General features: G+C 67.1%; 8 protein-coding genes and 1 pseudogene. All 9 read left to right on the top strand.

The window, feature by feature from the left end:
* Positions 1-645 precede the first annotated feature (645 nt).
* The 9 genes and pseudogenes from PVZ78_RS07935 to madL all read left to right on the top strand — a co-directional run bounded on the left by PVZ78_RS07935 (position 646) and on the right by madL (position 7,588).
* Positions 646-904: pseudogene (locus PVZ78_RS07935) on the top strand (hypothetical protein).
* A 147-nt stretch (positions 905-1,051) separates the two neighbouring features.
* Complete coding sequence (gene mdcA, locus PVZ78_RS07930; protein WP_273828542.1) at positions 1,052-2,728, top strand: malonate decarboxylase subunit alpha; 1,677 nt, start codon at positions 1,052-1,054, stop codon at positions 2,726-2,728.
* A complete protein-coding gene (locus PVZ78_RS07925) occupies positions 2,729-3,604 on the top strand; it encodes a triphosphoribosyl-dephospho-CoA synthase (RefSeq protein ID WP_273828541.1) in 876 nt (291 codons plus the stop codon). It begins immediately after the preceding gene.
* On the top strand, positions 3,604-3,903 hold the full coding sequence (locus PVZ78_RS07920; protein WP_007932573.1) for a malonate decarboxylase subunit delta: 300 nt from the start codon (positions 3,604-3,606) through the stop codon (positions 3,901-3,903). The genes PVZ78_RS07925 and PVZ78_RS07920 overlap by 1 nt, the downstream gene beginning before the upstream one ends.
* A complete protein-coding gene (locus PVZ78_RS07915; RefSeq protein WP_009051301.1) occupies positions 3,896-4,744 on the top strand; it encodes a biotin-independent malonate decarboxylase subunit beta in 849 nt (282 codons plus the stop codon). Before PVZ78_RS07920 ends, PVZ78_RS07915 begins: the two co-directional genes overlap by 8 nt.
* Positions 4,744-5,547 (top strand): biotin-independent malonate decarboxylase subunit gamma, encoded by an 804-nt coding sequence (gene mdcE / locus PVZ78_RS07910; RefSeq protein WP_443218353.1) that lies wholly within the window; start codon positions 4,744-4,746, stop codon positions 5,545-5,547. The genes PVZ78_RS07915 and mdcE overlap by 1 nt, the downstream gene beginning before the upstream one ends.
* A 5-nt stretch (positions 5,548-5,552) precedes the next feature.
* Positions 5,553-6,173: a malonate decarboxylase holo-ACP synthase gene (locus PVZ78_RS07905; RefSeq protein WP_273828540.1), complete on the top strand. Its 621-nt coding sequence runs from the start codon at positions 5,553-5,555 to the stop codon at positions 6,171-6,173.
* Complete coding sequence (gene mdcH, locus PVZ78_RS07900) at positions 6,170-7,105, top strand: malonate decarboxylase subunit epsilon (RefSeq protein WP_273828539.1); 936 nt, start codon at positions 6,170-6,172, stop codon at positions 7,103-7,105. The genes PVZ78_RS07905 and mdcH overlap by 4 nt, the downstream gene beginning before the upstream one ends.
* Positions 7,106-7,171: 66 nt before the next feature.
* A complete protein-coding gene (gene madL, locus PVZ78_RS07895) occupies positions 7,172-7,588 on the top strand; it encodes a malonate transporter subunit MadL (protein ID WP_028684174.1) in 417 nt (138 codons plus the stop codon).
* Position 7,589 lies beyond the last annotated feature (1 nt).

Raw genomic sequence — 7,589 nt, 5'->3', positions numbered from 1 at the left:
TTTTTCAAACGCCGGAATGCCGGCCCAGCAAAAAGTAACCAAAAAACGCTTGCCCCTGCGTACGGCCTTCGCTGCGCTCAGGTTCCCTCGCTCCGGTGTCCATCAGGGGGCATCGACTCCGGTCGGCTTCGCTTCGACCTCCATACGATGTCCTCGACTGCGTCGAGGGGCGCTGCGCGCCATCCCCCTGATGAACACCGGAACGAAGCCTCCCGATGGGGCGGGTAGATCAAGATCAAAAGCCAAACGCGACCTGCCGGTCGACGCGAAACCCTGTAGCCGCTGCCGAGCCTGCGAGGCTGCGATCGACTGCGCAGCAGGCGCAGGGTTTTGAGACCGCTGGAGGACCTTCGGTCCTATCGCAGCCTCGCCATGGCTCGGCAGCGGCTACACGGGGGCTGGGGTATTAACAGAGATTTCAGTCGTAGAGAGTGGCAACAGTTTGCCGATTGCTGGGAGGTGTATCAGGCCCCATAGTCCGGGCTGTCACCGACGCATCGGTGGCCGATCTTAGCCGGTCGAATTTGTTCACGGACCTATAGACGTCTCCAAAGACGGGGCTGTCTTTTCTCACTTACGGTCGTGCACAGACAAGTATGGAACTGCTGTTTAACCTGTTTCTCGACCGGCCAAGGAGCTAGACCCATGACTGAGTTCATCCCGCTACACAGCAATCTCACCACCACTCCAGTGCTTTACCTCAACCCCAACGCCCCGGCATCCGACCTGCACGGCTGTGCCGTCCAGCGCTTCAAGGCCACCCGCGACTGATGCACATCTCAATTGCTTGAGCCTCAAGGGTGTTCACGACCAGGACATGCGTCACATCGTCAATGCGGCCCATCTGCTGTTGCAGGATGGCTGCGATGCGTTGGATGCATTGCAGTGGCGGCTCGAAGGTTAAGCGCAAGGTTGTTTATGGGGCGTGGGTGGGAAGGCCTGCGCCCCTGATCATTACCCTCACCGTAACGATCCACCGCTCTGCTTGATTGATGCCGCCCATCCTCCGCTCCTAAGGTAGCTGCCACGACAGCGAACCCGTGGAGTGAGCATGACAACAACAATATCCCCCGACTCGCGCTGGACGCGGCGGCGCGCTGAAAAGCAGCGGCGTCTCGAGCAGGTGCGGGGTCTCGCCGATGGCGCGGTGTTGCCCACCGACAAGATAGTCGCGGCGCTGGAGGCGTTGATCCTGCCCGGCGACCGTGTGGTGCTGGAGGGCAACAACCAGAAGCAGGCGGACTTCCTGTCCCGCTCCCTGGCCAAGGCCGACCCGGGCCGCCTGCATGACCTGCACATGATCATGCCCAGCGTCGGCCGTTCGGAGCACCTGGACCTGTTCGAACGCGGCATCGCCCGCAAGCTCGATTTCTCCTTCGCCGGCACCCAGAGCCTGCGCATCAGCCAGCTGCTGGAAGACGGCCTGCTGGAAATCGGCGCGATCCATACCTACATCGAGCTCTATGCGCGGTTGGTGGTGGACCTGATCCCCAACGTGGTGCTCTCGGCCGGCTTTATGGCCGACCGCGCGGGCAACATCTATACCGGCCCGAGCACCGAAGACACCCCGGCGCTGATCGAGCCGGCGGCGTTCAGCGATGGCATCGTCATCGTCCAGGTCAACCAGTTGGTGGACGACGTCAGCGAGCTGCCGCGGGTGGATATCCCGGCGTCCTGGGTCGATTTCGTGGTGGTGGCCGACAAGCCGTTCTACATCGAGCCGCTGTTCACCCGCGACCCGCGCCATATCAAGCCGGTGCATGTGCTGATGGCGATGATGGCGATCCGCGGCATCTATGAAAAACACAAGGTCCAGTCGCTGAACCACGGCATCGGTTTCAACACCGCGGCCATCGAGCTGATCCTGCCGACCTACGGCGAATCCCTGGGCCTGAAAGGCAAGATCTGCCGCAACTGGACCCTCAACCCCCATCCGACCCTGATCCCGGCCATCGAAAGCGGCTGGGTGGAAAGCGTGCATTGCTTCGGTACCGAACTGGGCATGGAAAACTACATCGCCGCGCGGCCGGATGTGTTCTTCACCGGGCGCGACGGCTCGTTGCGCTCCAACCGGATGTTCTGCCAGCTGGCCGGGCAATACGCGGTGGACCTGTTTATCGGCGCCACCCTGCAGGTCGATGGCGATGGCCATTCCTCCACCGTGACCCGCGGCCGACTGGCCGGCTTCGGCGGTGCGCCGAACATGGGCCACGACCCGCGCGGCCGGCGCCACGGCACCCCGGCCTGGCTGGATATGCGCCAGGATCAGAGCGACGCGCCGGCGGCCATGCTCGAACGCGGCAAGAAGCTGGTGGTGCAGATGGTCGAGACCTTCCAGGAAGGCGGCAAACCCACCTTTGTCGAAACCCTCGACGCCGTGGAAGTGGCACGCAAGAGCGGCATGCCCCTGGCGCCGATCATGATCTACGGCGACGACGTCACCCACCTGCTGACCGAGGAGGGCATCGCCTACCTGTACAAGGCGCGTTCCCTGGAAGAGCGCCAGGCGATGATCGCGGCGGTGGCCGGGGTGACCGCCATCGGCTTGCGCCACAACCTGAAAGACACCGCGCGCATGCGCCGCGAAGGCCTGATCGCCCTGCCCGAAGACCTCGGCATCCGCCGCACCGACGCCAGCCGCGAGCTGCTGGCGGCAAAAAGCGTCGCCGATCTGGTGGAGTGGTCGGGTGGCCTGTACAACCCGCCCGCCAAGTTCAGGAGCTGGTAAATGCACGCCTTCAACCTGCAAAGCAAACCCCTGAGCCTGGCCGAGCGCCTGGCGGACCTGGCGGTGGACGTGCTGATCGACGAAGCCGACCTGTCGCCGAAACCAGCCCTGGTCGACCGTCGTGGTAACGGCGCCCACAGCGACCTGCACCTGGGCTTGATGCATGCCTCGGCCCTGTCGCTGTGGCCAGCCTTCAAGGAAATGGCCGAAGCCGCCAGCCAGTTCGGCACGGTCGGCCTGCCCCTGCGCGAGGCCCTGGGTCGCATCGGCCGTGAAGGCGAAGCGGCGATGCTCGCTACCACCAACGGGGTGAACACCCATCGTGGCGCGATCTGGGCCCTGGGCCTGTTGGTGGCCGCCGCCGCGCTGGAACCGCAAGCCAACACGGCAGGCGCCCTGTGCCTGCGGGCCGCGCGCCTGGCGCTGCTGGACGATCGTTACGCGCCGCGGCCCCTCAGCCACGGCGCGCAAGTGGCGCTGCGCTATGGCGTGCGTGGCGCTCGGGAAGAAGCCCAGTTGGGCTTTCCGGCTGTGCTGCAACGGGGCCTGCCGCAACTCGAACGCAGCCGGGCCCAGGGGCATGGCGAACAGAACGCCCGGCTCGATGCGCTGCTGGCGATCATGACCGGTCTGGCCGACACCTGCGTGCTCTATCGCGCTGGCGAGGCGGGCCTGCAGGCGATGCAACAGGGCGCCCAGGCGGTGCTCGATTCCGGTGGCAGTGCCAGCCTGACCGGGCGTCGCCGCCTGCATGAGCTGGACCAGTGCCTGCTGGCCTTGAATGCCTCGCCCGGTGGCGCCGCGGACTTGCTCGCGGCCTGCCTGCTGATCGACCGGATCGCCTCCGGCGCCGCCTTTATCCAGGGAGCAGTGTGATGGAAACCTTGTCTTTCGAATTTCCCGCCGGGCAACCCGCCCGGGGCCGGGCGCTGGTGGGCTGCGTCGGCTCCGGCGACCTGGAGGTGCTGCTCGAGCCTGGGCAGCCCGGCAAGCTGAGCATTCAGGTGCAGACCTCGGTCAACGGTAGCGCGTCGCGCTGGCAGCATCTGTTCGAGCGCATGTTCGACGGCCAGACGCCGCCGGCCCTGAGCATCGATATCCATGATTTTGGCGCCACCCCCGGCGTGGTGCGCTTGCGCCTGGAGCAGGGTTTCGAGGAGATCGGCCATGACTGACAGCGCCCGTTTGCTCAACAAACACAGCTTCGTCGAACTCGGCGCCCGGCAGCGGGCCAAGGCCTTGCTGGACGCTGGCAGCTTTCGCGAATTGCTCGATCCGTTCCAGCGCGTCATGTCGCCGTGGCTGGCCCGTCAGGGCGTGGTGCCCCAGGCCGATGACGGCGTGGTGATCGCCAAGGGCCGCATCGACGGCCTGCCGGTGGTGATCGCCGCCATCGAAGGCGCGTTCCAGGGCGGCAGCCTCGGCGAGGTCGGCGGGGCGAAGATTGCCGGCGCCCTGGAACTGGCGGCCGAAGACAACCGCAAGGGCATTCCTACCCGCGCCGTGTTGCTGCTGGAAACCGGCGGCGTGCGCCTGCAGGAAGCCAACCTCGGGCTGGCGGCGATTGCCGACATTCACGCGGCCATTGTCGACCTGCGCCAGTACCAGCCGGTGATAGGCATCGTGGCCGGCAGTGTTGGCTGTTTTGGCGGCATGTCGATTGCCGCCGGGCTGTGCAGCTACCTGCTGGTGACCCAGGAGGCGCGGCTGGGCCTCAACGGCCCGCAGGTGATCGAACAGGAAGCCGGCCTCGAGGAATACGACTCCCGCGACCGGCCCTTTATCTGGAGCCTGACCGGCGGCGAGCAGCGTTTCGCCAGCGGCCTGGCGGACCGTTATGTGGCCGACGACGTGGCGCAGATCCGCCAACAGGTCGGCGAACTGCTGGCCCAGGGATTGCCCGACGAGCAGCGCAGCCGCCAGGCCGAGTTGTACCTGCAACGCCTGGCCCGGCTGGACGCCCACCCACAGATCGACCCGGCGACGGTTCGCCAGCTGTACCGAGGAGACCACTGATGAGTGCTTATTCCCTGCGGGGCCTGCATTGGTTCACGGCCCTGAGCGCGGGCGCCGCCCCGGTCGCGGGTTTGCCCGCCTCGTTGAAAGTGGTGGATGCCACGCTGGAGCAGCAGCCGGTGCGCTTTATCGCCGTGGTCGCCGACCCGGCCAACCCTTTTGTGCGCGCCCGCAACGGTGAGGTCGGCCTGCTGGAGGGTTGGGGCCTGGCCAAGGCGGTGGACGAGGCGATCGAGGCCGACCGCGAGCAGAGCGTCAAGCGTGGGCTGATCGCCATAGTCGATGTGCCGAGCCAGGCCTATGGGCGTCGCGAAGAAGCCCTGGGCATCCATCAGGCCCTGGCCGCGGCCGCCGACAGTTATGCCCGGGCCCGGCTGGCCGGGCATCCGGTGATCGGCCTGCTGGTGGGCAAGGCCATGTCCGGGGCCTTCCTGGCCCACGGTTACCAGGCCAACCGCCTGATCGCCCTGCGCGATCCGGGGGTGATGGTGCACGCCATGGGCAAGGTGTCGGCGGCACGGGTCACCCTGCGCAGTGTCGAGGAACTGGAGGCCCTGGCGGCCAGCGTGCCGCCCATGGCCTATGACATCGACAACTATGCCAGCCTCGGCCTGCTCTGGGAGACCCTCTCGGTCAGCCAGATCGAACAGCCGACCACCGACGATCTGGCCCAGGTGCGGCAATGCCTGAGCCAGGCGATTGCCGATGCGCGCACCCATGGCCGCGATCTGTCGGGCCGCCTGGGGGCCAGCAATCGCGGCGCTTCCAGCCGGGTCCGCCAGCTGTTGCGCGAGCAGTGGTGAGCGCCATGACCAGCGCCTTGCTGCCCCATGACCTGCTGTGGGGCCTGACCCCGCAACAGTTGCCCGCCGATGCCCCGGCCTGGGCGGTGACGGCCATGGCTGCCGGGCAACCGGTGGTGGTGCGTCGAGCGGTGGCCGCGGCCGGGCAAGTGGCGGTGGGCGTGCGTGGGCGGCTGCGCGAGCAGCGCTACGGGACGCTGATGGCGGTGGCGGCCATCGAGCGCCGGGTGCGCCCGGAAGAGCTGCGGTATGTCGAGTCGGATCGGGACTGGCCAGCGCTCCAGGCACTGGCCCGGTTGCGTGAACCTTTGGATGCCCTTGGCCTGGCCTGGGGTGTCAGCGGCAGTGCCGGTTTTGAACTGGCCAGCGGCGTGCCGGCGCTGCATCGGCAGAGCGACCTGGACCTGATCCTGCGCACTGCGCAGCCCATGGACCGGGCCCAGGCCCGGGCGTTGCTGGCGCGGCTCGACGCCGCCGTCTGCCCGGTGGACCTGCAATTGCAGACACCCAACGGCGCGGTGGCCCTGCGCGAATGGGCCGGGACATCGACGCGGGTGCTGCTGAAAAGCGCCAGTGGCGCGCGTCTGGTCAGCGACCCGTGGCAGGCCCTGGAGCAGGTGGCGTGAGCAGCCTGCTGGTGTTTCCAGGCCAGGGCGCGCAGCAGCCGGGAATGTTGCATCGCCTGCCGACCAGCGCCCTGGCGGACGCCTGCCTGCGACAGGCCAGCGAAGTCCTGGGCGAGGATGCCCTGGCCCTGGATTCGCCCCAGGCCCTGGCGAGTACCCGGGCGGTGCAGCTGTGCCTGCTGATCGCCGGCGTGGCCAATGCCCGGGTGCTGCTGGAAAACGGGCCCGGCGCGGATTACGTGGCGGGCTTGTCGATTGGCGCCTATCCCGCCGCGGTGGTGGCCGGGGCCCTGGATTTTGGCGATGCGCTGCGTCTGGTCAGCCTGCGCGGCGAGCTGATGCAGCAGGCCTATCCACAGGGTTATGGCATGACCGCGATCATCGGCCTGGAGCTGGCGACGGTGGAGGCCTTGCTGGCCCGGGTGCACAGCCCGGACAACCCGGTGTACCTGGCCAATATCAATGCCGATAGCCAGGTGGTGATCGCCGGCAGCGATGCCGCCATGGCCCAGGTCGCCGAGCTGGCCCGGAGTTGCGGTGTCGGGGTGGCCAAGCGTCTTGCGGTCAGCGTGCCATCCCATTGCCCGTTGCTGGAGCAGCCGGCCCAGGCACTGGCCGAGGCGTTCTCCAGGGTGACCCTGCAGCCGCCGCGCCTGGGTTACCTGAGCGGCAGCCGCGCGCGGCCGCTGCGCACGCCAGAGCAGTTGCGCGACGACCTGGCCTTCAACATGTGCCGGGTGGTGGATTGGCGCGGCACCGTGCAAAGCGCCTACGAGCGCGGCGTGCGGCTACAGATCGAACTGCCGCCCGGTGCGGTGTTGACCGCTCTGGCGCGCCGGGTGTTCGAGCAAGGCACCGTGATTGCCTGTGACGGTGCCCGGCTCGACACCCTGCAAGCGCTGTTGCGTGAGGAGGGAAGCCGCCAACCCTAGACACCGACTCAAGCTGGCGAAGCACAAGAACAACAACTTCGACGATGCACTTTGAGGACTACAACAATGATTATTTACGGTGTGGCGCTGCTGGCGATCTGTACGCTGGCAGGGGTGATTATCGGTGACATGCTCGGCGTCCTGCTGGGGGTGAAATCCAACGTCGGCGGGGTGGGCATCGCCATGATCCTGCTGATCTGCGCGCGGCTGTGGATGCACAGGCACGGTGGCATGACCAAGGACTGCGAGATGGGCGTCGGCTTCTGGGGCGCCATGTACATCCCGGTGGTGGTGGCCATGGCCGCGCAACAGAACGTGGTGACCGCCCTGCACGGCGGCCCGGTGGCGGTACTGGCGGCCATCGGTTCGGTGCTGCTCTGTGGTGGCACCATCGCCCTGATCAGCCGCACCAACAAAGGCGAACCGTTGCCGGACGAACCGGACAGTGTCGCCCCTGGCGCCGCTGCGGCAGGGGGACGCTGAT

The organism is Pseudomonas sp. SBT1-2, assembly GCF_028640875.1.
In the GTDB taxonomy this organism is placed as follows: domain Bacteria; phylum Pseudomonadota; class Gammaproteobacteria; order Pseudomonadales; family Pseudomonadaceae; genus Aquipseudomonas; species Aquipseudomonas chlororaphis_I.
This window is presented reverse-complemented; position numbering and strand designations above follow the sequence as displayed.

Excerpts from the sequence above, each read along its gene's own strand:
- mdcA (WP_273828542.1), top strand. The coding sequence starts at position 1,052 with ATGACAACAACAATATCCCCCGACTCGCGCTGGACGCGGCGGCGCGCT.
- PVZ78_RS07925 (WP_273828541.1), top strand. The coding sequence starts at position 2,729 with ATGCACGCCTTCAACCTGCAAAGCAAACCCCTGAGCCTGGCCGAGCGC.
- PVZ78_RS07920 (WP_007932573.1), top strand. The coding sequence starts at position 3,604 with ATGGAAACCTTGTCTTTCGAATTTCCCGCCGGGCAACCCGCCCGGGGC.
- PVZ78_RS07915 (WP_009051301.1), top strand. The coding sequence starts at position 3,896 with ATGACTGACAGCGCCCGTTTGCTCAACAAACACAGCTTCGTCGAACTC.
- mdcE (WP_443218353.1), top strand. The coding sequence starts at position 4,744 with ATGAGTGCTTATTCCCTGCGGGGCCTGCATTGGTTCACGGCCCTGAGC.
- PVZ78_RS07905 (WP_273828540.1), top strand. The coding sequence starts at position 5,553 with ATGACCAGCGCCTTGCTGCCCCATGACCTGCTGTGGGGCCTGACCCCG.
- madL (WP_028684174.1), top strand. The coding sequence starts at position 7,172 with ATGATTATTTACGGTGTGGCGCTGCTGGCGATCTGTACGCTGGCAGGG.